This is a genomic window from Xanthomonas sp. NCPPB 2250 (genome assembly GCF_056725265.1).
Genome location: NZ_CM161520.1, coordinates 1,162,558 through 1,183,290 on the forward strand (window position 1 = coordinate 1,162,558; position 20,733 = coordinate 1,183,290).

Genomic DNA, 20,733 nt, shown 5'->3' on the forward strand with positions numbered 1-20,733 from the left:
CGTCAAAAGACGCGCGGCGGCTCGCCACCGACGATCACCACATCGGCCGGGCGGCGCGCGAACAGGCCGACGCAGACCACGCCCGGGATCTGGTTCAGTTCGCGCTCGAGCGCCACCGGGTCGGTAATCGACAGGTGGTGCACGTCCAGCACCACGTTGCCGTTGTCGGTGATCACGCCGTCGCGCCAGACCGGCTGGCCGCCGGTGCGCGCCAGGATCTCGCGGGCGACCAGGCTGCGCGCCATCGGGATCACTTCGATCGGCAGCGGGAACGCGCCCAGGGTCTGCACCTGCTTGCTCGGGTCGATGATGCAGATGAAGCGCTCGCTGGCCTCGGCGATGATCTTCTCGCGGGTCAGCGCGGCGCCGCCGCCCTTGATCAGGCACTTGTTCGGATCGCACTCGTCGGCGCCGTCCACGTACAGCGACAGGTTGCCGGTGTGGTTCAGCTCCAGCACCTCGATGCCGTGCTGGCGCAGGCGCGCGGTGCTCTGCTCGGAACTGGACACCGCACCCTTGATGCGGTGGCCGATGCGGCCGAGCGCGTCGATGAAATAGGCGACGGTGGAGCCGGTGCCGACGCCGACGATCATCCCGTCCTGGACGTAGTCGATGGCTTTCTCGGCGGCAAGACGTTTGGCTTCTGACATGGGAGGAGCTCGGGAGTGAGGATTCGGGATTGGGGATTCGTGAAAAGCGGGTCGGCGGATGGGACCGGGCGAATCCCCAATCCCCACTCCCGAATCCCGGCTATTCGAGCGAAAGCAGCAGCTTCCACTGCGCAGCGCTGACCGGGAACACCGACAGGCGGTTGCCGCGGGCGACCAGCGGGAAGCCCTCGCCCAGCGCGTCGGCGTGCTGCTTGATCTCGTCCAGGGCGATGGTGCGCGCCAGCTTGCGCTCGAACGCCACGTCCACCAAGTACCAGCGCGGCTGCTCCGGGGTGGCTTTGGGGTCGTGGTAGTCGGACGATGGATCGAACTGGGTGGCGTCGGGATAGGCCTGGCTGGCCACGCGCGCCACGCCGACGATGCCCGGCACCTTGCAGTTGGAGTGGTAGAACAGGATGCCGTCGCCGACCTTCATGCCGTCGCGCATGAAGTTGCGCGCCTGGTAGTTGCGCACGCCGTTCCAAGGTTCGGTGCCGACCCGCTGCAGGTCGTCGATCGAGAAGGCGTCCGGTTCGGACTTCATCAGCCAATAGCGGGTGCGTGCGGTCATGCGGGGGAATCGTGCGCGGTCGACAGGGTGAGGGATTCGGTGCAGACCGCGTCCAGCGCCACGTCCCAGGCCGCGAGCGGCAAGGCCGCGACCTGCTGTGCGTCGAAGGCGGCCCCGACCAGCCAGGGCGGCGGGGCCTGCCGCTGGCGGAAAGCGAAGCTGCGATCATACCAGCCGCCCCCCATGCCCAGGCGCCCGCCGGCGGCATCGAAGCCGACCAGCGGCGCCACCACCAGCGCCATCTGTGCCGGCGCGAGGGTGGTGGCCGGGTCGACGTCGGGCTCGGGAATGCCGTAGCGGTTGGCGCGCAGCGGCTGCCCGGGACGCCACGGCGCGAAGCGCAAGGTATCGCCGCTGAGCATCGGCAGGCAGTATTGCACCGCCTCGGGCAACGACAGTTGCCAGCGGTGCAGCGCGATCTCCCCGTCCATCGCCCAGTAGCCGCCGACATGGCCGTGCTGCGGCGCGAACGGCAGGTCCAGCAATCGCTGCGCCAAGGCGTCGGCGGCGGCCAGGCGCACGGGCGCGGGCAGCGCGCGGCGGCGCGCGCGCAGGTCCTGGCGCAGGGAGTCGCGGTCGTCGGCAGTCATCGGGCAGGCGTGGCGAGAGAGGGCGCTATTGTCGGCGTCGACGCGCGCACTGACCAGCAGGCGCGCGCCGCTGCGGCGATCACGCGTACAGCGCCACCGTCTGCCGGCCCCACAGCACCAGCCGCCCGGCCGTATCCCAGATCTGCATGTCCTGCAGCGAGTAGCCGTCCTCGGCATGGCGGCTGGCCGAGCGCAGCAGGAACCAGTCGCCGGCGCTGGCCGGCTGCGGGAAGTCCAGGCTCCAGGTCATCGAACTGACCGGTGCCGGCTCGGTGAAGCAGGTCATCGCCGCCGGCGGCAGGCAGTCGCCCAGCGCGACCAGGGCCACGCTCGGGTCCACGCCGCCGGCGTCGCGATGGCGAGCCCAGACCAGCAACTCCGGATCGGCCGCGGCGGACAGCGGCAGCGCGCCGCCGGCCAGGCGCATGTCGAAGTTGGCGACGAAGGCCGGGGTCGCGGCGCTGTCGGCGATCGGCGTCGCTTCGTCGGGACCGACGACCGCCGGCCGCGCCGGCAGGAAGTCATGGGCGATGCGGCTGGGCCTTGGCTGCGCGAACAGCAAGGCCGCGCGCAGGGCGACCTGTCCGTCGGCGATGCAATCGACGCCCACCGAGGTGGCGGACTTGCCCTGGCGCAGCACCTGCGCATCGAAGCGCAGGATGCCGTCGGCGGGGCCGATGAAGCCGATGTGCGCCGACTTCAGCGGCGGCAACGCGGACGGCGCCGTGCGCAGCGCGGTGTGCAGCGCCAGCGCCGCGGACAGTCCGCCGAAGGCGGTGCGGCCTTGCCGCCAACTGGCGGGGACGTCGAATCCCGCTGTGGGGTCGAAACGGTCGAGGATCTGGGCGAGCGTCGGCAATCCGGGATCTCCGTGGTGGGGCGACCAGTATCCCGGGTTTCGGCCGGTGCGAGAACGCGTGGCACCTGCAGTGCGCCGGCGACGACGGCGCGGTGAAGGCGCACGTTGCGGACGCACAAAAGGAAACGGCGCCTTGCGGCGCCGTTTCCTGGAAAAATTGCATTCTCCGCCGTGACGATGCGTGCGAAACGACCTTGAACCCGGGGTTCAAGTGGGATGGCTGGAGAATCATCGGGCTTCCCGCTACGAGGCGGACCTGCACTCCCGATTCCGTCGCCACCCCGTGGTCGTCATTAAGGGACAAGGCGAATGTTTGCACACGCTGTCGTTCACAGCAGAGAACGCAAGTGGAGTATAGCGCCGTGATCGCGCTTGGCTAGTCCGTTCGTCGGTCGTTCGGTACGTTGCAATTCACGTTGATGATCGCAGCGCCACGTGCGGATCAGCGCGTCGTATCGACCACGCTGTCCAGGCGCCGATTGAGATCGGCGAGTGTGCGCGCCATCTCGCGTTCGCGCTGCCCCTGTTCGTCGCGCAGTTGCTGCAACTCGTGCGCCAGGTTCAACGCCGCCAGCACGGCGACGCGGTCCACCGCGGCCATGCGGTTGCTGCCGCGCACCTCGCGCATCTTCGCGTCGAGCAGGCGCGCGGCGGCGAGCAGACCGTCGCGTTCTTCGGCCTCGACGCCCACGGTGTATTCGCGGTCGAGGATGCGGACGCTGACCGGCTCGCTCACGTGTGCTGCTCCAGGGACTTCAGCCGGGCGATCATCGCTTCCACGCGCGAACGCGCCTGTTCGTTCTTGGTCAGCAACTGCGAGCGCTCGCCGATCAGGTGTTCCTGCTGCTGGCGCAGGCTGCGGTTCTCGTCGGACAGGCGCTGGCAGCGCTCGACCAGCGTTTCCACGCGTGCGGCAAGGGCGCGAAGCTCGGCGAGGGCGTCAGGGCTGTCCATGGCGCTCACGATAGGCATGCGCCCGAGGGGCGGTCAAGACGCCGCGCGGCGGCGCCATGGCCGGCGCTCAGGCAGGCAGCCGCAGCGGTTGCTGCAGCAGGCGCAGGCAGGCGTCCGGCTCCAGCGCCGGCGCCACCAGGTGGCCCTGGATCTCGTCGCAGCCGTGCGCGCGCAGGAACGCCAGCTGCCCGGCGTCCTCGACGCCCTCGGCCACCACCTTCAGCGCCAGCGAGTGGCCCATCGCGATGATGGTGCTGGTGATCGCCTCGTCGTCCGGGTCGCGGGTGAGGTCGCCGATGAATTCCTGGTCGATCTTCAGGGTGTTGATCGGCAGCCGCTTCAGATAGGCCAGCGACGAATAGCCGGTGCCGAAGTCGTCGATGGCCAGGGTCAGCCCCAATTTGCGGCAGGCGCGCAGCAATTCGGCGTTCTTGCCGACCTGCGACATCACCACGCTCTCGGTCAGTTCCAGTTCGATGTTCGCGGCCGGCACGCCGGTTTCGGCGAGGATCCCGGCCATCAGTTCCGGCAGGTTGCCGCGCTCGAGCTGGATCGCCGAGACGTTCACTGACATGCACAGGTCGGTCAGCCCCATCCGCCGCCAGTCGCGCAGCGCGCCGCAGGCCTGGCGCAGCACCCATTCGCCGATCTCCAGGATCAGCCCGGTCTCCTCGGCCAGCGGGATGAACTGACTCGGCGAGACCGGCCCGAAATCGGCGCTGTGCCAGCGCAGCAGCGCTTCCACGCCGACCACCCGCTGCGTGCGCAGCGAGTAGCGCGGCTGGTAGACCAGCTTCAGTTCCTGATCCAGCGGGATCTTGCGCAGCGTGCTGGCCAGGGTGGCGCGGTGGCGGGTGGCCTCGTCCATGCGCGCCGAGTACACCTGCGCGTTGCGGCGCCCGGCGGCCTTGGCCTGGTACATCGCGGTGTCGGCGTGCTTGAGCAGCTCGCTCGGCAGCAGCGCGTGCTGCGGGAACAGGGAGATGCCGATGGAGGTGGAGACCGCGACCTCGCGGCGTTCGTCCAGCCGCAGAGGGGCTTCGAACGCGGCCAGCACGCGGGCGGCCACCGCCTCGGCCTCGCCCTGGCTGACGATGTCCTCGACCACCACGGTGAACTCGTCGCCGGCCAGGCGCGCCACCGTGTGCTGCGGCCCCACCGCCTGCTGCAGGCGTTCGGCCACCGCGCGCAGCACGCGGTCGCCGACCGCGTGGCCGAGCGAATCGTTGATGTCCTTGAAGCGGTCCAGGTCCAGGAACAGCACCGCGACCGAGCCGGCCTGGCGCCGCGCCCGCACGATCGCTCGCGCCAGGCGTTCGGACAGCAGCGCGCGGTTGGGCAGGCTGGTCAGCGTGTCGTAGTTGGCCAGATAGCGCAGTTCCTGTTCGGCGCGCTTCTGCTCGGTGATGTCTTCCAGCACCACCACCTGGAAGCTCTGGCGGCCATCGGCGTCGACCACGGTGTTGCGGCGCAGGTGGCAGAGGATCTCCTGGCCGTCCTTGCGCCGCTTCCAGGCCTCGCCGCGCCAGTGCCGGCCGTGGTCGGCCACCGGGGCCGCCGGCGTTTCCGGCGCGTGGTCGATCAGCGCCATCGGCTGGCCCAGTACCTCGCGCTCGCTGTAGCCGGTGATGCGGGTGAAGGCCGGGTTGACCGAGATGAAGCGGCGGTCCTCGTCGAGCACGGCGACCGCCTCGCCCATGCTGCGCAGCACTTCGGCGGCGATGCGCCGTTCCAGGTCGGCCTGGCGGTGCGAGGTGATGTCGCGTGCAGTGCCGGCGAGCCGGCGCGGCGCGCCGCTGGCGTCGTAGTCGACCACGCGGCCGCGCACCCGCGCCCAGTGCCAGACCCCGTCGCCGGCCAAGTCCACCCGGTACTCGGCGGTGTAGATCGCGGTGAGGCCCTGCAGGTGCTCCTGCAGCACCTGCCGCGCCTGCTGCATGTCGTCGGGATGGATCCGCAGCGGCTCGTTCTCGCGGATCACCAGGCCGATGTCCTGCGCGTGCGGCGTGGCTTCATCGGCGCGCATCAGCCGCAACCTGCGCTGTTGCAGGTCGTAATCCCAGAAGTGTTCGCCCGAGGCCCACAGCGCCAGCTTCAGGTGCTGGTCGCGCTGCTGCAGTTGTGCGTGCCGTTGCAGTTGCTCGCGCAGACGCCGACGCGAACGCAGCGCGAACAGCGCCGCTACCCCGCCCGTCGCCAGCGCGGCGAGCGCGACCAGCGGCCATGCGGCCAGCAAGGTCTCGCCGAACAAGGCGAGGCCGGTTCTTTCCGCAGCTCCTGCAGCAACGTGCTCCAATGGCATGGCGGAAAGTGACTTCTGTCAAAGAACGGGTGGTGGAGTGTAGGCGCGTGCCGGAAGCCACCACAAGCGGCGGCGCACACGCGATTGCTACACTGCGCAGTCCCGATTCCGCCGCAGGCCTCGACAGGCCCGCGGCCAGCGCCCGACAGGCTTGCTCCATGACCGAACTTCCCACTGCCGACCAGATCGCCGATGCCAGCCGGACGCTTGGCCTGGCTGCATCGGCGGCCGAACTGCACGGCGGCCTGTGCGGCTGGCTGGCCGGCGGCGGCGCCGAATTGCCGGCATGGCCGGCGGCCGTGCTCGCCGACGCCAGCATCGCCGCGCCGCGCCCCGGCGACGCGCTGGACCGCCTGCGCGAGGCCACGACTGCGCAACTGAACGACCGCGATTTCGGTTTCGACCTGGTGCTGGCCGATGCCGGCGCGCCGCTGCCCGAGCGCGCCGACGCGCTGTTCGACTGGTGTCGCGGCTTCCTCGGCGGCTTCGGCCTGGCCGCAGGGGCCGCGCCGCCGCTGTCCGAGGAAGGGCAGGAAGCGCTGCAGGACGTGGCGCGCCTGGCCCAGGCCAGCGCCGACGATTTCGACAGTGGCGACGAGGACGAGGACGCACTGGCCGAGATCGAGGAGTTCGTGCGCGTGGCGGTGCTGCTGCTGCACAGCGACTGCGTGCTCGGCCCGCGCCACCGGCAGCGCCTGAACTGATGAAGCGGCTCACCGGGATTTCCTCCGGCGAGTACGCGCGCCGGCGCCGGCAACTGATGGACATGGCCGGCGAGCAGGCCATCCTGGTGCTGCCGAGCGCACCGGAGCGTGTGCGCAGCCACGACACGCACTATCCGTACCGGCAGGATTCGGACTTCTGGTATCTGTGCGGCTTCGCCGAGCCGGACGCGGTGCTGGTGCTGGTGCCCGGCCGCCGCCACGGCGAGGCGCTGCTGTTCTGTCGCGAACGCGACCCCGAGCGCGAAGCCTGGGACGGCCCGCGGGCGGGCCAGGAAGGTGCGGTCGAGCGCTACGGCATGGACGATGCCTATCCGATCGACGACCTCGACGAGATCCTGCCCGGGCTGCTGGAAGGCCGCTCGCGGGTGTATTACCACTTCGGCCGCGATGTCGATTTCGACCTGAAGCTGATCGGCTGGGTCAAGCGCGTGCGCGAGCAGGTGCGGCACGGCGCGCAGCCGCCGCACGAGTTCCTGGAACTGGGCCATCTGCTGCACGAACAGCGCCTGTTCAAGTCGCGCGACGAGATCGCGCTGATGCAGGTGGCCGCCGACCTCAGCGTGGCCGGACATCGTGCGGCGATGCGGCTGGCGCGGCCGGGCGTGCACGAATACCAGGTGCAGGCCGAGATCGAGCGCGAATTCCGCGCCGGCGACGCCTGGCCGGCCTACGGCAGCATCGTCGGCAGCGGCCACAACGCCTGCGTGCTGCATTACCGCGCCAACGCCGCGCGCTTGCGCGACGGCGACCTGGTGCTGGTCGATGCGGGTGCCGAATACCGCGGCTATGCCGCCGACATCACCCGTACCTTCCCGGCCAACGGCCGCTTCAGCGCCGAACAACGCGCGCTGCACGATCTGGTCGGTGCCGCGCATGCCGCCGCGCTGGCGCAGGCGCGCCCGGGCCTGGCCTACGAGGCCGGACACCTGGCCGCGGTGCAGACCCTGACCGAAGGCCTGCTGCGGCTGGGCCTGCTCAAGGGCAGCCTGGAGCAGAACCTGGCCAGCGGCGACTATCGGCGCTTCTATCGGCACAAGACCGGGCACTGGCTGGGCCTGGACGTGCACGACGTCGGCGACTACCGGCTGGCCGGCGAATCGCGCCTGCTCGAGCCGGGCATGGTGTTCACCATCGAACCCGGCCTGTACGTGTCGCCGGACGACAAGGACGTGGACCCGAAGTGGCGGGGCATCGGCATCCGCACCGAGGACGACGTGCTGATCACCGACGACGGCCATCGCGTGCTCACCGATGCCCTGGCGCGCAGCGCCGAGGAGATCGAGGCCTTGATGGCTGAGGAGCCGGGATTGGGGATTCGGGATTAGGGATGAGGTAAACGCGACGGCCAGCGCGCGGACCCATCCTCCTAGACGCAGAACGAGCCGGATCCCTGGCGTTTCTTGCCGGCGTGGCGCTGCCCGCTGTACCCAATCCCGATTCCCCAATCCCAGCGGCAGCCGTCAGGCCGCCGCCGCAAATACTGGTCGCGTCAGGTTCTCTGGTGCGTCCTCGGTGCACACCACTTCGTCCTCGATGCGGATGCCGCCGTAGGGCTTGAACTGCTCCACGCGCGCCCAGTCGACGCTGCCGCCATGGCCGGCCTGCTTGAGCTCGTCGAGCAGCATGTCGATGAAGTACAGGCCCGGCTCGATCGTCACCACCATGCCCGGTTCCAGGGTGCGGGTCATGCGCAGGTAGGGATGGCCGTCGGGGCGTTCGATGCGGCCGCCGCGGTCGCTGGCGGCGAAGCCGGCGACGTCGTGCACCTGCAGGCCGATCGGGTGGCCCAGACCGTGCGGGAAGAACGCGGCGCTGACGCCGGTGGCGACCGCGGTTTCCGGCGACACGGTGAGCACGCCGGCGTCCTTCAGCACGCCCATCAGCGCCAGGTGCGCATCCAGGTGCAGTTGCCGGTAGTCGACGCCGGCGCGCACGTGCTGGCCCATGCGTTGCTGCGCGGCGTCCACCGCGTCGATCAGGGCCTGGAACTCGCTGCCGCGATCGGTGGCGTAGGTGCGGGTGATGTCGCTGGCGTAGCCGTGCGCCGAGGCGCCGGCGTCGATCAGGAAGCTGCGCAGCGGCGTCGGCGCCTGCCGCTGCAGTTCGGTGTAGTGCAGCACGGCGCCGTGCTCGTTCAATGCCACGATGTTGCCGTACGGCAGTTCGTTCGCGTCCTGGCCGACGGCCGCGCAGTAGGCCATGTGGATCTCGAACTCGCTGCGGCCGTCGCGGAACGCGGCCTCGGCGGCGCGATGGCCGCGTACCGCCGAGTGTTGCGCCTGGCGCATCAGTGCCAGCTCGTACGGCGTCTTGTAGGCGCGGTGGTATTCCAGGTACTGCAGCACGGCCGCCGGGTTGTTCGGCACGTAGGCGCCCAGCGCGCTCTGCGGCTCGCCGAGGATCGCGCTGCGCGCGGCATCCGGCAGCAGGGCCAGCGCCTCGTCCGGGGTGCGGATCAGGTGTATGTCGCAGTGTTCCACCCACCAGCCGCTGGGCGCGTCCGGCACCACGTGCCAGTAGTCGCGCGGCTGGTGGAAGATCACCTGCGGCCGGCGCCCGGGCGTGTACACCAGCCAACTGCTTGGCACCCGCGTCAGCGGCAGCCAGGCCTTGAACTGCGGGTTCACCGCGAACGGATAGTCGCGATCGTCGAACACCTGGTAGTGCAGGTTGCCGCTCGGGACCACCAGGTGGTCGAAGCCACCGCGCGCCAGCGCTTCGTCGGCGCGTCGGGTCAGGGTGCGCAGGTGGTCGGGATACAGGGCGCTTGGATCGTGCTGGGGCATGGCGGCGGACTCGTTCGGCGATGCGGAAACGGGGGCGCCAAGTGTGCCGCAAACGGTGCGGACGTGGTGCGCAGGGCACGCGGTGTCACGGCAGCCTTTGCGATCCCTCATGGCCTTCTTTTTGGTCGGGGTGCGCGCCGGATGTTGATCGCTGCCGTAGGAGCGGCTTCAGCCGCGACGGGCACTCCCGGTAACGCCCGTCGCGGCTAAAGCCGCTCCTACGAGGGCCACGACGTGTTCCTTAGAGAGGCCCTGAAGCCGCTCCTGCGGGATTGGCAGCGCTAGCCGCCGCTGGCGGCGTTGATCCACTGCCGCAACAGCTCGCGATGCGCAGGGGAAATGGTCAGGAAGCGGAAGCCGGCCCAGGCCTGGCCCGGTGCGTGCGAGGGTTCGCTCCACAACAGGTGCGCGCCGATATCGATCTGCACGTCGCGGTCGACGTGCGGCATCGCGAAGCGCAACTGGTACAGCGCGTCCTCGTGCAGCGGTGCCGAGGCGAGCAACAGCATGCCGTGTTCGGAGACGTTGCCGAGGCGGCCGACCACGGCGTCTTCCATCAGGTCCAGCACCGGCACCATGTCCGGAACCTGCAGGCGCGGCGAGCGGCGAGCGTCTGCGCTCATGCGCCCTCCATGGCGTCGTCGGCGGCGGGAACGCCGGCCAGGGTGCGCAGCGCGCGCACCGCGGCCTGCCAGGCGCGGTCGATCAGGCGGGCGCGGTCCTCGCTGACGATGCGCGCCTGTGCCTGCGCCAGCAGCCGCGCCAATCCGTCGAGCGTGTGTTCGGCGGCCTTCTGCCCGCGCTGGTTGACGAACAGCGCGCGCTCGGTGATCGGGCTGTACCAGGACAGGCGTTGCCGCTTCAGGTCGCCTTGCTGGTTGACGACGAATTCGAACCAGGTGCCGAACGGCAGCGTGCGCAGCCGCGCATACGCGGCCTGTTCGGCCTCGTTGCGCGGCGGCAGCGAGGAGCGCTCGCCGTCCTCGCCCTGCTCGCCGAGGCGGGTGCGCGCCTTCAGCCGCACGCTGAGTTCGGTGCGCGAGGTGGTGGCGTCGGTGCCGCCGGGCGTGGACAGGCGGCGGGCGATGGCCTCGGCTTCCTGCTGGTGGTAGCCCACCTGCAGCAGCGCCTGGCCCACGCGCTCGGCCAGGGCGGCATCGGAGGCGCCCTCGCTGCGGCAGGTGACCTCGGCGATGCGCTCGGCCAGGCCGATGCGCTCGCGCCAGGTCTCCGAGTCCTCGCCCTGACGCAGCAGGGTCAGCACCAGCACGTCGGACCAGGCCTGCTGCAGCAGGGTCTGCACGAAATCCGGCGGTTGCCGGGCGCTGCACAGCGCCTCCAGGGTGGCGGTCGCGGTCTGCTTGGCCAGCTCCAGCCGTTCCTTGCCGCGCGCGGCCTCGACGTGCCGGCGCTCGGCGATCTCGGCCTTGTGCGCCAGGCTGCGCTGCTGCGCCTGGATCTCCTGGTGGGCCTGTTCGAAGACGGTCTCGTCGCCTTCGTACTCCTCGATCACGCGGTCCACGGCCTGGTTGAGCTTGAGCAGCAGCGTCGGATCGCTGTCCTCTTCGCCCAGCCAGGTCGCGCCGGATTCGGCGACGGCATTGAGCAGTTCGCGCGCCGGGTGCCGGCTGCGCGCGAAGAACGCTGGATCCTGCAGCGCGGCGCGCACCAGCGGCACCTGCAGGCGTTCCAGCAGTGCCGCGGCCGGCGCGTCCGGGCGTACCTCGCGCTCGATCTCGCCGTACAGCAGGCCAAGCAGGTCGAAGGTGTCGGCCTGCTGCGCTGCCAGGGTCGCCTGCGCGCCGTGGGTGGCGCGCAGCGCCTGCAACAGGGCGGTCTGCACGTCGCGCAGGTGGCGGCGTCCGCGCAGCCCGCCCAGGGTGCTGTGGGCCGGTGGTTGCGCCTGCAATTCGCCCAGGGCTTCCAGCAGGCTGGCGGTCGGGACCGCGGCCGCACCGGCGGCGCTCGCCGGCCGCGCCGGGAGCGCGGCGGCACCGGCGGTCGCAGCCGTGGGCGCCGCTGCGGCGGGCGCGGCCTTGGCGCGCGCCGCGGTCAGCAGCTGGCGCAGGGTGGCCAGGTCCGGGCCGCTGGCGGCCGGTTCCGCGGCGCCGGCCGCCGCGCCCGCTGGCGGCAGCGGTGCCGTCGCGGCAGGCCCCGGCGGCACGCCCATGGCGGGTGCGGCTTGACCAGGAACGCTGGCGTTCCCGCGGGGGGCGCTGCCGGCAGGGGGCGGCGCCGCGGCGCCGGGCATGCGCGCCGCGCGCCGCGCGCTCGGGTCGACATTGGTGCTGCGCGCCACGTAGGGCAGATAGATCAGGCCGGGCAGCACCCCGGCGTGGGTCAGCAGGACATTGGCCCGTTCCACCATCTCGCCGTAGCGCGCCAGCACCTGCCGTTCGAAGGCGCGATACAGCGCCAATTGCGTGTCCAGGCCCAGGGCCAACGCTTCGCCGGCGGTGCGCAGCAGCCGGCACAGCGCGTGCGGTCCCAACGGCAGTTGCTCGATCTCGAAGGCGGGCCGCGCCGCCAGCACGCCGAAGCGCTGGCCGAGCAACTGCAGCGGGATATTGCAGCGGATCGCCTCGCGGCGGGCGATCTCGTGCAGCACGATGTCGCGGTCGATATCCACGTCGGCGACCAGGGTCAGCATCTGCGCGGCACCTGCCTTGGCTGTGCGCGGCGCGGCGGCCGTCGCCAAGGGGCTGCGGATCCCGGCCAGCCCGGCTTCCAGCTGCGCCTGGTAGAACGGCGCCAGGCGCCCGCGCTGCGCGCGCAGGCGTTGCGCCTCCTGGAACAGGTCCTGTTGCACCTGGCCATTGCGGGCGCGCCCGGCCTGTTCGAGCAGGTCCTGCTCCAGCTCGTCCAGGGTCGCCTGCAGTGGCAGCTCCAGGGCCTGCCACAGCAGGCTGTTCAAGGCCTGCAGGATGTCGCGCACGCGCGCCGGCAGGGCGGCGCTGGCAAGCGTCGCTGGCGGGGCCGACATTGTCGCAGACAGGGGCATCCTGTGATCGCCGTTATACTTTTCTGCGCGGTATGTAGCACGATCCGCCGCCGCAACCAAGGCGGGCGGCGTGGCTCAGGGCAGGAACAGGGCGATCACGTCGTTGGTGAACCGCCGTCCCAGCTCGGTCGGGACCGCGTGGCCGGCGCCCACCCGCAGCCAGTCGCGGGCCTGTGCGGTGGCCAGGGCCGGGGCGATTGCCTGCAGCGGCAGGCCGGTGCGCGCGCTGAAGTCGCGCAGCGCGAAGCCGTCGTTGAGGCGCAGTGCGTTGAGCATGTACTCGAACGGGCGCCGCTCCGGCGCGATCCATTCGTCGCCGCCGATCGCCGCCGGCGTCCCCGCCGCGTCGAGGAACGCCTGCGGGTGCTTGTGCTTCCAGCGGCGCAGGATGTTCTGCTCGGCGCCGGAGCTGATCTTGCCGTGGGCGCCGGCACCGATGCCGAGATAGTCGCCGAAGGTCCAGTAGTTGAGGTTGTGCGCGCAGCGGTAGCCGGCGCGCGCATAGGCGCTGACCTCGTACTGCGCGAAGCCGGCCTCGGCCAGCAGCGCCTGGCAGCGCTCCTGCATGTCCCAGGCGTCGTCGTCCTCGGGAATGCCCTGCGGCGGCCGCGCGGCGAACACGGTGTTCGGTTCCAGGGTGAGCTGGTAGTGGCTCATATGGGTCGGCTGCAGCGCCAGCGCCCGCGCGATGTCGCGCTCGGCCTCGGCCAGGGTCTGCTGCGGCAGCGCGTACATCAGGTCCAGGTTGAAATTGGCATAGCCGGCGTCCTGCGCCAGCTTCACCGCACGCTCGGCCTCGGCACCGTCGTGGATGCGGCCCAGCCGCTGCAGCGCCGCGTCGTCGAAGCTCTGGATGCCGAAGCTGAGGCGATTGACCCCGGCCGCCAGGTAGCGATCGAAGCGGCCATGCTCGGCGGTGCCGGGGTTGGTCTCCAGGGTGATCTCCAGGCCCGGCGCGAAGCGCAGCCGGGCGCTGGCCGCCTGCAGGAAGCGGTCGATCGCCTCGGGCGGGAACAGGCTGGGCGTACCGCCGCCGAAGAACACGCTGTTGACCACGCGGCCCCAGACCAGCGGCAGGTCCTGGTCCAGGTCGCGGATCAGCGCATCCACGTACGCGTCGAACGGCAGCGCGCCCTTGGCTGCGTGCGAATTGAAATCGCAGTACGGGCATTTGCGCACGCACCACGGCAGGTGCACGTAGAGCGACAGCGGCGGCGGCACCAGCGCCGGGGTGTCGGCGTGCGCGGACGGGTCCGGGCAGGCGGTGCCGGGCGGATGCTGGCAATGGTCGTGGGCGTGCGGCATGGCGGGCGGAAATCTGGAAACGGAGATGCGGGCAGTGCGGGTGCTGGAGGGTTCAAGGCTTGGCGCAGCGACGCCGGGTAGTCTGCGCGCGCCGCGGTGTCTTGACTGGCCCGGTGCCTGCGCGTGGCGCGGTCACTCGGCGGGATGCGCCGCAAGATGGTCCGCCAGGCGCTGCTTGAGCTGCTGCAGAGCGAGGGCGCGATGGCTGATGCGGTTCTTCAGCGCCAGCGGCATCTCCGCCGCGGTCTGGCCGTGGCCCGGATCCAGGAACACCGGGTCGTAACCATGCCCGCCGGTGCCGGCACGCGCATGCGCGATGCGGCCGCGCCAGCGGCCTTCCACCAGCAGCGGCTGCGGATCCTCGGCATGCCGCAGCAGCACCAGCACGCAGTAGAAATGCGCGCCGCGCTGCGCATCGGGGACATCGCGCAGCGCGTCCAGCAGCTTGTCGATGTTGGCCTGCGCATTGCCGTGTTCGCCGGCGTAACGCGCCGAGTACAGCCCGGGTGCGCCATGCAGCGCGTCCACGCAGATGCCGGAGTCGTCGGCCAGCGCCGGCAGGCCGGTGACGCGGGCGGCGTGGCGCGCCTTGAGCAGCGCGTTCTCGACGAAGGTCAGACCGGTCTCGTCGGCATCGCTGACGCCGAGCGTCGATTGCGCGATCAACTCGACCCCGACGTCGTCGAGCAAGGCGTGCAGTTCTTCGAGCTTGCCGGCGTTGCTGCTGGCCAGGACCAGTTTCATGCGATGGGCTCCAGCAGATCCCAGGTGTTGCCGTACAGATCGCGGAACACCGCGACCGTGGCATAGGGTTCGTGGCGAGGGGCTTCCAGGAATTCCACACCGGCGGCCAGCATCGCCGCATGGTCGCGCTGGAAGTCGTCGGTGTGCAGGAAGAAGTCGACGCGGCCGCCGGTCTGGTTGCCGATGCGGCTGCGCTGCGCGTCGTCGCTGGCGCGCGCCAGCAGCAGCGCCGCGCCGCGCGCATCGCCGGGGCCGACCACGACCCAGCGCTTGTGGCCCTGGTCCACGTCCTCCAGCAATTGGAAGCCCAGCTTGCCGGTGTACCAGGCGATGGCCTCGTCGTAGTCGGCCACCACCAGGGTGACCAGGGCCAGGCGCCGGTTCATTGCGCCAGGGCGGCGCGCTGTGCCGCCAGCAGCTCGCCGATGCCGCGCTCGGCCAGGCCGAGCAGCGCGTCCAGTTCGTCGCGGCGGAAGGCGTGGCCCTCGGCGGTGCCCTGCAGCTCGATGAAGCCGCCGCCATCGTTCATCACCACGTTCATGTCGGTATCGCAGTCGCTGTCCTCGGCGTAGTCCAGGTCCAGCACCGGCACGCCGCGGTAGACGCCGACCGAGACCGCGGCGACCGCGCCCAGCACCACCGGCTTCTTCAGGTCGCCGCGCTTCTGCAGCCAGTTCACCGCATCCACCAGGGCCACGTAGGCGCCGGTGATGGCGGCGGTGCGGGTGCCGCCGTCGGCCTGCAGCACGTCGCAGTCCAGGGTGATGGTGCGCTCGCCCAGCGCGGTGCGGTCGACGCAGGCGCGCAGCGCGCGGCCGATCAGGCGCTGGATCTCCAGCGTGCGTCCGCCCTGCTTGCCGCGTGCGGCTTCGCGATCGGAGCGCGAATGGGTGGCGCGCGGCAGCATGCCGTATTCGGCGGTCACCCAGCCTTCGCCCTTGCCGCGCAAAAAGCCCGGCACGCGGTTCTCGACGCTGGCGTTGCACAGCACGCGGGTGTCGCCGAAGCTGACCAGGACCGAACCTTCGGCATGGCGGGTGAAGGCGCGTTCGATGCGGACCGGGCGCAACTGATCGGCCGTGCGGCCGCTGGGACGGGAGAAGGACATGCAGGGGTTCCGGGAAGGGCGGGGCCGTGCGCGGCCTGTGACCGCGTCGGTGAGGCAGGAAAGGGCGCTAGGTTAACATTCGCCCCCTGTCCGCACCGGAACACCGCATGATCCGCAGCATGACCGCCTACGCCGGCGCCGAGCGCATCACTCCCTGGGGCACGCTGGGATGCGAGCTGCGCTCGGTCAACCACCGTTTCCTGGAAGTCGGTGTGCGCCTGCCGGAAGAACTGCGCGCGCTGGAGCCGCAACTGCGCGAACGCGTGGCCGCGCGCATCAGCCGCGGCAAGCTCGACCTGATGCTGCGCCTGCGCGCGCCGGAGGCGGCGCAGACCCTGGCGGTGAACGAGGCCCTGGTCGAGCAACTGGGTGTGCTTGCGCAACGGCTGGGAGTGCGTTTCCCGCAGATGCAGGTGCAGTTCGTCGACCTGCTGCAGCTGCCCGGCGTGCTGCAGGGGCAAACGGCCGATCCGGCGGCGCTGCAGGCGCAGGCGCTGGAACTGCTGGACGAGGTGCTGGCCGAGTTCGTCGCCGCGCGCGAACGCGAGGGCGGCAAGCTGGCCGCGGCCATCGTCGAGCGGGTGGATGCGGTGGAGCGCATCGCCGGCGAAGTGCGCACGCTGATCCCGGCCATCCGCGACGGCCAGCGCGCCAAGCTGGCCGCGCGCCTGGCCGATCTGCCGCATCCGGTCGATCCCGGCCGCGCCGAGCAGGAACTGGTGCTGTGGCTGCAGAAGCTCGATGTGGACGAGGAGCTGGACCGGCTCGGCAGCCACATCAAGGAACTGCGCCGCGTCCTGCGCCAGCCGGAACCGGCCGGCCGGCGCCTGGACTTCCTGCTGCAGGAGTTCAACCGCGAGGCCAATACCCTGGGCTCGAAGTCGGTGGACAGCCGTACTTCCAACGCCGCGGTGGAACTGAAGGTGCTGATCGACCAGATCCGCGAGCAGGTGCAGAACCTCGAGTAGCCGGGATGGCGGGATTCGAGATTAGGGATTGGTACGGCGGATCCCGGCGTTGGCCGGGTCGGGCCCAATACCGGGTAGCATATCGACCCCGTGGGTGTTGGCCCGCGGCTTCGTTCGCGAATCCCGACTCCTCACTCCCGAATCCCTGATCCTATGCGCGGCACTCTCTACATCGTGGCGGCCCCGTCCGGCGCCGGCAAGAGCAGCATCGTCAACGCCACCCTGGCGCGCGACCCGCAGATCGCGCTGTCGATCTCGTTCACCTCGCGCGCGCCGCGCCCGGGCGAACGCCATGCCGAGCACTACCATTTCGTCTCCGCCGACGCGTTCCAGGAGATGATCGATGCCGGCGACTTCTTCGAGTACGCCCGCGTGCACGGCGACTGGAAGGGCACCGCGCGGCAGTCGGTGGAGCCGCAGCTAGCCGCCGGCCACGACGTGCTGCTGGAGATCGACTGGCAGGGCGCCCGCCAGGTGCGGGCCAAGGTGCCGGACGCGGTCAGCGTGTTCATCCTGCCGCCGTCGCGCGAGGCCCTGGAGCAGCGCATGCGCAAGCGCGGCCAGGACAGCGAGGCGGTGATCGCGCAGCGGCTGGCCGCCGCGCGCGAGGAGATGTCGCACTACGCCGACTTCGACTACGTGATCGTCAACGAGCATTTCGACACCGCAGTGGACGAGATGTGCGCGATCTTCGTCGCCAGCCGCCTGCGCCGGCCGCAGCAGCAGCAGCGCCATGCCGCGCTGATCGACACCCTCCTGCAGGAACAGCCAACTGGCTGATTCCAAAGGGAACTGAATGGGGTGGGGTTGATCTCGGGCGGTTGCCGCCCTACAATCCCCGCCCTTTCCCTCATTCGAACGCGTGGCCGCCGCCGGCCCGCCGGGAGCCCGCATGGCCCGCATCACCGTAGAAGATTGCCTGGAAGTCGTTAACAACCGTTTCGAACTGGTCATGATGGCGTCCAAGCGCGCCCGCCAGCTCGCCAACGGCGTGCAGGCCACCCTCGACAACACCGAGTCGGCCGACAAGCCGACCGTGCTGGCGCTGCGCGAGATCGCCGCGCGCAAGATCGACAACGCGCTGATCGACGAGGTCGAGAAGGCCGAACGCGAGCGCGCCGAGCGCGAAGCCCTGGAATGGGCCGCGGCCGAGGTCGTCGCCGACGAGGACATGTCCAAGAACGACGACTGATCGCGTCCCCGCGTCGCGATCGTCCTGCGAACAGCCCGCATCCGCGGGCTGTTTCGTTTTGCGGGTTTGCCGTCCACGCGCCGCTGGCATAGTCTTTCCGCATGAACCCAGGCCCTTCTGCCCAGGTCGCCCACGCCGCGCCATCGTCGGCCGACGAGGCGGTCCCCGACTACGTCCTGCAGCTCGAACGCAGCGCCAGCTATCTGCCCGCCGAGCAGATCCCGCTGCTGCGCCGCGCCTGGGAGGTCGGTGCGGCCGCGCATGCGGGGCAGACCCGCAAGTCCGGCGAGCCCTACATCACCCATCCGGTGGCCGTAGCCGGCGTACTGGCCGAGCTCGGCCTTGACGTGGAAGCGCTGATCGCGGCGATCCTGCACGACACCATCGAAGACACCCCGCTGACCCGCGCCGAACTGGCCGCCGAGTTCGGCGAGGCGGTGGCGGAGCTGGTCGACGGCGTCACCAAGCTGGACAAGCTCAAGTTCCGCGACCGCCAGGAAGCGGCCGCCGAGAGCTTCCGCAAGATGCTGCTGGCGATGTCGCGCGACCTGCGCGTGATCATGATCAAGCTCGCCGACCGCCTGCACAACATGCGCACGCTGGGCGCGCAGAGCGCCGAGGCGCGCAGCCGCATCGCCCGCGAGACCCTGGAGATCTACGCGCCGATCGCCCAGCGCCTGGGCATGAGCCTGATGAAGTCCGAGCTGCAGAACCTCGGCTTCCGCGCGCTGCATCCGTGGCGCCACGCGATCATCGAAAAACACATTCGCAGCCAGCCGGTGGTGCGCCGCGAGTCGATGGCGCAGGTGGAGGTGCAGTTGTCGCAGCGTCTGGCCAAGGAAGGGCTGGAGCACCGGCTGGTGAGCCGGATCAAGACCCCGTGGAGCATCTACAACAAGATGCGCGACGAGAACAAATCCTTCGACCAGGTGATGGACGTGTTCGGCTTCCGCCTGGTGGTGCGCGGCGTGCCCGACTGCTACCACGCGCTGGGCGCGGTGCACGCCACCTTCAAGCCGCTGGACGCGCGCTTCCGCGACTTCATCGCCATTCCCAAGGCCAACGGCTACCAGTCGCTGCACACGGTGCTGTTCGGGCCCTACGGCTCGCCGATCGAGGTGCAGATCCGCACCGAGGAAATGGACCTGATCGCCGAGCGCGGCGTCGCCGCGCACTGGACCTACAAGTTCGGCGGCGACTCGCCCAACAGCGCGCAGAGCCGCGCGCATGCGTGGATCGTCGAGCTGATCGAATCGCAGCGCGCCGCCGGCTCCTCGCTGGAGTTCCTGGACAACGTCAAGGTCGACCTGTTCCCGGACGAGGTCTACCTGTTCACCCCCAAGGGCAAGATCCTGGCGCTGCCGCGCAACTCCACCGCGCTGGACTTCGCCTATGCGGTGCACACCGACGTCGGCAACCGCGCGGTGGCCTCGCGCGTGGACAAGAAGCTGGTGCCGTTGCGCACCAAGCTGGTCAGCGGACAGACGGTGGAAGTGATCACCGCGCGCTCGGCCACGCCCAAGCCGCAGTGGCTGGAGTTCGTGGTCAGCAGCAAGGCGCGCACCGCGATCCGCCATCAGCTCAAGCAGCTCGAACACGAGGACGCGGTGCAGCTCGGCCATCGCATGCTCGATCGCGCGCTGGAGGCGATGGACAGTTCGCTGGAGCGGCTGCCCAAGGGGCGCCTGGACTCGTTCCTCAGCGAGCACCGCTATCCGCGCCTGGAAGCGTTGCTGGCCGACGTGGCGCTGGGCAACTGGATGCCCAACCAGGCCGCGCAGGCGCTGATGGCGTATGCCGAACTGCGCGGCGGCGGCCATTCCAAGCACTCGCAGGAAAAGATCCTGATCAACGGCACCGAGCGCGGCGTGGTCAGCTTCGCCAACTGCTGCCAGCCGATTCCCGGCGACGAGATCATGGGCTACCACACCGCCGGCAAGGGCATCGTGGTGCATCGGCTGGACTGCCCGAACCTGGCCGAACTGCGCAAGTCGCCGGAGCGCTGGGTGCCGATCGGCTGGGACAGCAGCGTCATCGGCGACTACGACACCGCGCTGGTGGTGGACGTGGAGAACCGCACCGGCGTGCTGGCGCAGCTGGCTGCGGCGATCGCGCAGAGCCAGTCCAACATCGAACGCGTCGACTACCTGGACCGCGACTTCAACGCCGCGGTGCTGCGTTTCAACATCCAGGTGCGTGACCGCAACCACCTGGCCGAGGTGATGCGCCGGCTGCGGCGCCTGCATGCGGTGCAGAGCGTGCGCCGCCAGTAGGTGGTGCTGGGATTGGGGAGTCGGGATTGGGGATTCGGAGCGGGTCTGGTCCTGACGTCGTAGGAGCGGCTTTAGCCGCGACGCCTTACCGATAAAGCATCGCGGCTAAAGCCGCTCCTACGAAATGCAGGCGAAGCGGATGGCCGCGGCATGCTTGGCGGCACGCTATTCCCGATTCCCGATTCCCGATTCCCGATTCCCGATTCCCGATTCCCGATTCCCAATCCCCAATCCCCAATCCCCAATCCCCAATCCCCAATCCCCAATCCCCAGCGCGCACGCCAGCTAAACTAGGCGGACATTCTTCCAACGGAGTCGCCATGTCCCGCCAGATCATCCATACCGACCGTGCCCCGGCCGCGATCGGTCCGTATTCGCAGGCCGTGCGCGCCGGCAACACCGTGTACTTCTCCGGGCAGATCCCGCTGGATCCGGCCACCGGCGAGATCGTCGCCGGCGACATCGCCGCGCAGGCGCGCCGCGCCTTCGACAACCTGCAGGCGGTGGCCGAGGCGGCCGGCGGTTCGCTGGACCGCATCGTGCGCCTGGGGCTGTACCTCACCGATCTGGCGCAGTTCGCGCAGGTCAATGCGGTGATGCAGGACTACTTCCAGGCCCCGTTCCCCGCGCGTTCCACCATCGAAGTCTCGGCGCTGCCCAAGGGCGCGGGCTTCGAAGTGGACGCGGTGATGGTGCTGGACTGAT

At 70.2% G+C, this 20,733-nt stretch carries 21 protein-coding genes and 1 other RNA gene; 7 read left to right on the plus strand and 15 right to left on the minus strand.

Going from position 1 to position 20,733, the window contains the following annotated elements; translation table 11 throughout:
- Window positions 1-2: 2 nt before the first annotated feature.
- The 8 genes from rpiA to AC1PMG_RS04900 form a co-directional block, all read right to left on the minus strand.
- A complete protein-coding gene (gene rpiA / locus AC1PMG_RS04865; RefSeq protein ID WP_152240005.1) occupies window positions 3-650 on the minus strand; it encodes a ribose-5-phosphate isomerase RpiA in 648 nt (215 codons plus the stop codon).
- Window positions 651-750: 100 nt separating this feature from the next.
- A complete protein-coding gene (locus tag AC1PMG_RS04870) occupies window positions 751-1,221 on the minus strand; it encodes an EVE domain-containing protein (protein WP_017915860.1) in 471 nt (156 codons plus the stop codon).
- A complete protein-coding gene (locus tag AC1PMG_RS04875) occupies window positions 1,218-1,811 on the minus strand; it encodes a 5-formyltetrahydrofolate cyclo-ligase (RefSeq protein ID WP_481110843.1) in 594 nt (197 codons plus the stop codon). Before AC1PMG_RS04875 ends, AC1PMG_RS04870 begins: the two co-directional genes overlap by 4 nt.
- A gap of 79 nt (window positions 1,812-1,890) precedes the next feature.
- The gene (locus tag AC1PMG_RS04880; RefSeq protein WP_481110844.1) at window positions 1,891-2,670 is read right to left on the minus strand and encodes an acyl-CoA thioesterase; all 780 of its coding nucleotides are present in this window, start codon (window positions 2,668-2,670) and stop codon (window positions 1,891-1,893) included.
- Window positions 2,671-2,829: 159 nt separating this feature from the next.
- Window positions 2,830-3,014: non-coding RNA, 6S RNA (gene ssrS, locus AC1PMG_RS04885), on the minus strand.
- Window positions 3,015-3,112: 98 nt separating this feature from the next.
- Window positions 3,113-3,406 (minus strand): cell division protein ZapA, encoded by a 294-nt coding sequence (locus tag AC1PMG_RS04890; protein WP_017910438.1) that lies wholly within the window; start codon window positions 3,404-3,406, stop codon window positions 3,113-3,115.
- Complete coding sequence (locus tag AC1PMG_RS04895) at window positions 3,403-3,624, minus strand: TIGR02449 family protein (RefSeq protein ID WP_017910437.1); 222 nt, start codon at window positions 3,622-3,624, stop codon at window positions 3,403-3,405. Before AC1PMG_RS04895 ends, AC1PMG_RS04890 begins: the two co-directional genes overlap by 4 nt.
- A 67-nt stretch (window positions 3,625-3,691) precedes the next feature.
- Entirely contained in the window at window positions 3,692-5,875 is a 2,184-nt protein-coding gene (locus AC1PMG_RS04900) for a putative bifunctional diguanylate cyclase/phosphodiesterase (protein ID WP_481110845.1), read from the minus strand.
- Between the two features lie 209 nt (window positions 5,876-6,084).
- On the opposite strand from AC1PMG_RS04900, the gene AC1PMG_RS04905 reads away from it, so the two are divergent.
- Window positions 6,085-6,630, plus strand: coding sequence for a YecA/YgfB family protein (locus AC1PMG_RS04905; RefSeq protein ID WP_160965354.1), 546 nt, complete (start codon window positions 6,085-6,087; stop codon window positions 6,628-6,630).
- On the plus strand, window positions 6,630-7,976 hold the full coding sequence (locus AC1PMG_RS04910; protein ID WP_481110846.1) for an aminopeptidase P N-terminal domain-containing protein: 1,347 nt from the start codon (window positions 6,630-6,632) through the stop codon (window positions 7,974-7,976). The genes AC1PMG_RS04905 and AC1PMG_RS04910 overlap by 1 nt, the downstream gene beginning before the upstream one ends.
- A gap of 135 nt (window positions 7,977-8,111) precedes the next feature.
- Here AC1PMG_RS04910 and pepQ read toward each other — a convergent pair whose 3' ends face one another.
- The 7 genes from pepQ to rph all read right to left on the minus strand — a co-directional run bounded on the left by pepQ (window position 8,112) and on the right by rph (window position 15,595).
- Complete coding sequence (gene pepQ / locus AC1PMG_RS04915; protein WP_481110847.1) at window positions 8,112-9,437, minus strand: Xaa-Pro dipeptidase; 1,326 nt, start codon at window positions 9,435-9,437, stop codon at window positions 8,112-8,114.
- A 281-nt stretch (window positions 9,438-9,718) separates the two neighbouring features.
- Window positions 9,719-10,060 carry a PilZ domain-containing protein gene (locus AC1PMG_RS04920; RefSeq protein WP_481110848.1) on the minus strand — a complete coding sequence of 114 codons (342 nt, stop codon included), beginning with the start codon at window positions 10,058-10,060 and terminating at the stop codon, window positions 9,719-9,721.
- The gene (locus AC1PMG_RS04925) at window positions 10,057-12,420 is read right to left on the minus strand and encodes a DUF1631 domain-containing protein (protein WP_481110849.1); all 2,364 of its coding nucleotides are present in this window, start codon (window positions 12,418-12,420) and stop codon (window positions 10,057-10,059) included. Before AC1PMG_RS04925 ends, AC1PMG_RS04920 begins: the two co-directional genes overlap by 4 nt.
- A 93-nt stretch (window positions 12,421-12,513) precedes the next feature.
- The gene (hemW, locus tag AC1PMG_RS04930; protein WP_481110850.1) at window positions 12,514-13,743 is read right to left on the minus strand and encodes a radical SAM family heme chaperone HemW; all 1,230 of its coding nucleotides are present in this window, start codon (window positions 13,741-13,743) and stop codon (window positions 12,514-12,516) included.
- A gap of 132 nt (window positions 13,744-13,875) precedes the next feature.
- Window positions 13,876-14,487 carry an RdgB/HAM1 family non-canonical purine NTP pyrophosphatase gene (gene rdgB / locus AC1PMG_RS04935; protein WP_481110851.1) on the minus strand — a complete coding sequence of 204 codons (612 nt, stop codon included), beginning with the start codon at window positions 14,485-14,487 and terminating at the stop codon, window positions 13,876-13,878.
- The gene (locus AC1PMG_RS04940; RefSeq protein WP_481110852.1) at window positions 14,484-14,873 is read right to left on the minus strand and encodes a VOC family protein; all 390 of its coding nucleotides are present in this window, start codon (window positions 14,871-14,873) and stop codon (window positions 14,484-14,486) included. The genes rdgB and AC1PMG_RS04940 overlap by 4 nt, the downstream gene beginning before the upstream one ends.
- Window positions 14,870-15,595 carry a ribonuclease PH gene (gene rph, locus AC1PMG_RS04945; RefSeq protein WP_010343098.1) on the minus strand — a complete coding sequence of 242 codons (726 nt, stop codon included), beginning with the start codon at window positions 15,593-15,595 and terminating at the stop codon, window positions 14,870-14,872. The genes AC1PMG_RS04940 and rph overlap by 4 nt, the downstream gene beginning before the upstream one ends.
- Window positions 15,596-15,702: 107 nt before the next feature.
- Between rph and AC1PMG_RS04950 the strand changes: the two genes are divergently transcribed.
- The 5 genes from AC1PMG_RS04950 to AC1PMG_RS04970 all read left to right on the plus strand — a co-directional run bounded on the left by AC1PMG_RS04950 (window position 15,703) and on the right by AC1PMG_RS04970 (window position 20,732).
- On the plus strand, window positions 15,703-16,563 hold the full coding sequence (locus AC1PMG_RS04950; protein WP_043094881.1) for a YicC/YloC family endoribonuclease: 861 nt from the start codon (window positions 15,703-15,705) through the stop codon (window positions 16,561-16,563).
- Window positions 16,564-16,716: 153 nt separating this feature from the next.
- On the plus strand, window positions 16,717-17,343 hold the full coding sequence (gmk, locus tag AC1PMG_RS04955; RefSeq protein WP_342072841.1) for a guanylate kinase: 627 nt from the start codon (window positions 16,717-16,719) through the stop codon (window positions 17,341-17,343).
- Between the two features lie 112 nt (window positions 17,344-17,455).
- Window positions 17,456-17,755 carry a DNA-directed RNA polymerase subunit omega gene (rpoZ, locus tag AC1PMG_RS04960; protein ID WP_010343101.1) on the plus strand — a complete coding sequence of 100 codons (300 nt, stop codon included), beginning with the start codon at window positions 17,456-17,458 and terminating at the stop codon, window positions 17,753-17,755.
- Window positions 17,756-17,856: 101 nt separating this feature from the next.
- Window positions 17,857-20,028 carry a RelA/SpoT family protein gene (locus AC1PMG_RS04965; protein WP_048491749.1) on the plus strand — a complete coding sequence of 724 codons (2,172 nt, stop codon included), beginning with the start codon at window positions 17,857-17,859 and terminating at the stop codon, window positions 20,026-20,028.
- Between the two features lie 320 nt (window positions 20,029-20,348).
- Entirely contained in the window at window positions 20,349-20,732 is a 384-nt protein-coding gene (locus tag AC1PMG_RS04970) for a RidA family protein (protein WP_010341827.1), read from the plus strand.
- The last annotated feature ends 1 nt before the right edge of the window (window position 20,733 follow it).

Excerpts from the sequence above, each read along its gene's own strand:
- rpiA (WP_152240005.1), bottom strand. The coding sequence starts at position 650 with ATGTCAGAAGCCAAACGTCTTGCCGCCGAGAAAGCCATCGACTACGTC.
- AC1PMG_RS04870 (WP_017915860.1), bottom strand. The coding sequence starts at position 1,221 with ATGACCGCACGCACCCGCTATTGGCTGATGAAGTCCGAACCGGACGCC.
- AC1PMG_RS04875 (WP_481110843.1), bottom strand. The coding sequence starts at position 1,811 with ATGACTGCCGACGACCGCGACTCCCTGCGCCAGGACCTGCGCGCGCGC.
- AC1PMG_RS04895 (WP_017910437.1), bottom strand. The coding sequence starts at position 3,624 with ATGGACAGCCCTGACGCCCTCGCCGAGCTTCGCGCCCTTGCCGCACGC.
- AC1PMG_RS04905 (WP_160965354.1), top strand. The coding sequence starts at position 6,085 with ATGACCGAACTTCCCACTGCCGACCAGATCGCCGATGCCAGCCGGACG.
- AC1PMG_RS04910 (WP_481110846.1), top strand. The coding sequence starts at position 6,630 with ATGAAGCGGCTCACCGGGATTTCCTCCGGCGAGTACGCGCGCCGGCGC.
- pepQ (WP_481110847.1), bottom strand. The coding sequence starts at position 9,437 with ATGCCCCAGCACGATCCAAGCGCCCTGTATCCCGACCACCTGCGCACC.
- AC1PMG_RS04920 (WP_481110848.1), bottom strand. The coding sequence starts at position 10,060 with ATGAGCGCAGACGCTCGCCGCTCGCCGCGCCTGCAGGTTCCGGACATG.
- AC1PMG_RS04925 (WP_481110849.1), bottom strand. The coding sequence starts at position 12,420 with ATGTCGGCCCCGCCAGCGACGCTTGCCAGCGCCGCCCTGCCGGCGCGC.
- hemW (WP_481110850.1), bottom strand. The coding sequence starts at position 13,743 with ATGCCGCACGCCCACGACCATTGCCAGCATCCGCCCGGCACCGCCTGC.
- rdgB (WP_481110851.1), bottom strand. The coding sequence starts at position 14,487 with ATGAAACTGGTCCTGGCCAGCAGCAACGCCGGCAAGCTCGAAGAACTG.
- AC1PMG_RS04940 (WP_481110852.1), bottom strand. The coding sequence starts at position 14,873 with ATGAACCGGCGCCTGGCCCTGGTCACCCTGGTGGTGGCCGACTACGAC.
- rph (WP_010343098.1), bottom strand. The coding sequence starts at position 15,595 with ATGTCCTTCTCCCGTCCCAGCGGCCGCACGGCCGATCAGTTGCGCCCG.
- AC1PMG_RS04950 (WP_043094881.1), top strand. The coding sequence starts at position 15,703 with ATGATCCGCAGCATGACCGCCTACGCCGGCGCCGAGCGCATCACTCCC.
- gmk (WP_342072841.1), top strand. The coding sequence starts at position 16,717 with ATGCGCGGCACTCTCTACATCGTGGCGGCCCCGTCCGGCGCCGGCAAG.
- rpoZ (WP_010343101.1), top strand. The coding sequence starts at position 17,456 with ATGGCCCGCATCACCGTAGAAGATTGCCTGGAAGTCGTTAACAACCGT.
- AC1PMG_RS04965 (WP_048491749.1), top strand. The coding sequence starts at position 17,857 with ATGAACCCAGGCCCTTCTGCCCAGGTCGCCCACGCCGCGCCATCGTCG.
- AC1PMG_RS04970 (WP_010341827.1), top strand. The coding sequence starts at position 20,349 with ATGTCCCGCCAGATCATCCATACCGACCGTGCCCCGGCCGCGATCGGT.